This window comes from Mitsuaria sp. TWR114 (genome assembly GCF_007997345.1).
This window is the reverse complement of record NZ_VOSR01000835.1, coordinates 1-2,159: the sequence shown is the minus strand read 5'-3', so window position 1 is coordinate 2,159 and position 2,159 is coordinate 1. Positions and strand designations below refer to the sequence as shown.

General features: G+C 72.4%; 1 protein-coding gene. It reads right to left on the bottom strand.

Annotated features, from left to right (window positions below; genetic code table 11):
- Positions 1 to 82: 82 nt before the first annotated feature.
- The gene (locus FUT87_RS24725; protein ID WP_147242712.1) at positions 83 to 1,801 is read right to left on the bottom strand and encodes a cyclic peptide export ABC transporter; all 1,719 of its coding nucleotides are present in this window, start codon (positions 1,799 to 1,801) and stop codon (positions 83 to 85) included.
- Positions 1,802 to 2,159: the final 358 nt, after the last annotated feature.

Genomic DNA, 2,159 nt, shown 5'->3' with positions numbered 1-2,159 from the left:
GCAGGACTTCCGGATCTACGGCGGCGCGCTGAGCACCGCCCAGGTCCAGGCGCTGGCGCAGGGCTGAGGGTCGGGCGGAGGCTCAGGCCGCCGCGGCCGTGCGTTCCGGCCGGGACGCGGGCGCCGCGCCCTCGACGATGCGGCCGTGGGCCATGCGGATCACGCGATCGGCCAGGTGGAAGTAGCGGTCGTCGTGCGAGACCACGATCAGCAGGTGGCCCTTGTCGCGCAGCTCCGGCAGCAGCTCCGTGTAGAAGAGGTGGCGGAAGGTCGGATCCTGGTCGGCCGCCCACTCGTCGAAGACCAGCACCGGGCGGCCCTCCAGGTAGGCATGCACCAGCGCCAGGCGCTTGCGCTGGCCGGTCGACAGGTCCACCGTGCTGAACGCGCCGTTCTTGACCGACACCTTGTGCGCGATCTCCAGCCGCTGCAGGTAGGGCAGCGCGCGCTGCGGCAGGCTGCCGCCCTGCCCGGCCTCGGCGGCCAGGTCCTCGAACAGGTAGAAGTCCGAGAACACCGTCGTGTAGAGCTGGCGGTAGTGGTCGCGGGTCTGGTCGGTCACCGGCCGGCCGTCCGCCAGCACCTGGCCCTGCTGCGGCGCATACAGCCCCAGCAGCAGCTTGACCAGCGTGGTCTTGCCCGAGCCGTTGTCGCCGACGACGAACACCATCTCCCCGCGCCGCAGCGTCAGGTCCACCGGCCCGAGCACGAAGGCCTCGCCGCCGTCGGGCGCCGGGAAGCCGTAGCGCACGCCGCGCAGCTCGATCGACTCGGCCAGCCTGGCCGGCTCGCCGGGCTGGTCCAGGTCCAGGAAGGGCTCGGGCGTGGCGAAGCGCGCCGACATGTCCGCGATGCGCTGGAAGGCCACCCGCGCCCGGCCGATGCCCGGCACCGCCGCGGCGATCTGGTCCAGCGGGCCCTTCAGGAACAGCAGCACCAGCACGAAGCCGCTGAGCACCGGCGGCGGCATCGTGCTGAGCGCCGCCCAGCCCAGGATCAGCGCGATCAGCAGGAAGAACAGCGCCGAGCCGAAGGCCGTCGCCAGCACGTAGGTGTTGATCGCGCGCCAGTTGATCTCGCGGATGCGGTCGACCGTGCCCTCGATCTGTCCGCCGTACATGCCGGCGCGGCGCGCGCGGTGCATGCGCAGTTCCTTGGCGCCGTCGCTGATGGCGCGGTAGGCCTTGTGCAGCTGCTCCTCGGCGTCGCGGGCCTTGTGGAAGCCCTTGATGCCGCGCGCCTGGGCCCAGGTCTGCACGCCCACGCCCACGACCAGGGCCACCAGCAGCAGCCCGAACAGCGCCGGTGACAGCCAGGCCAGGTAGCCCAGGCAGCCCAGCGTGATCGCCAGCGCGATCAGCGCCGAGGACAGCACGAAGGCGGCGTCGCTGATCATGTCCACGTCGCCGGTCAGCACCGGCATCAGGCGGTGGGTGCGGTAGCGCTCGAGGGCATCGATGGGCGCGGCCAGGATCTTGCGCGCCAGGCTCTTGCGCACCTGCGCCACCAGCCGCTGGCCGACCAGGTTGGTGCTCATGCTGGACGCCGCGCGCCCCATCAGCGCGATCGCGCACAGCGCCACGAAGGTCAGCAGCAGCCCGCCGGCCATGCCGCCGGGCCGGTTCAGCACCGCGTTGATCGTGCCCAGCAGCGCCACCGTCGCCGCGCCGGCGGCCACGCCGGTCACCGCGGAGAAGGCCAGCCAGGGCAGGAAGGGCTTCAGGAGTCCGGAGACTTCGCCGGCCTTGCCGGGAGCGGGGCCCGGCAAATCGCCAGCCGGGGTGCCAGGAGCAGTGTTCATCAGCGCGGTCTTTCAGCCGCCGGGCCAGCGGCGCGGCGAACGGGTGAGGTCCTACCGGGTAGACGATCCGGCGGCGGGTTTGTTCATGGCTCGCGCCGCGCAAAGGTGGCGCCGACGACGACCGCCCATGAACAAGCGCGCGGGACGGACGTCTTACCTGCAGGCGCGTGATGGCGCCCTTCCCGCAACGAATCCGCCCCGCGCCGGCGGCTCAGCCATGCCCCTGCATCCCGATCTGGAAGCCTTCCTCGACCTGGTCAACGCCGCGAACGCCGACGGCCCGGCGCTGCACGAGTTGTCCGCCGAGCAGGCCCGCGCCGCCTACGACCGCTCGACGCGGGCGCTGGACCTGCCCGGC

Excerpts from the sequence above, each read along its gene's own strand:
- FUT87_RS24725 (WP_147242712.1), bottom strand. The coding sequence starts at position 1,801 with ATGAACACTGCTCCTGGCACCCCGGCTGGCGATTTGCCGGGCCCCGCT.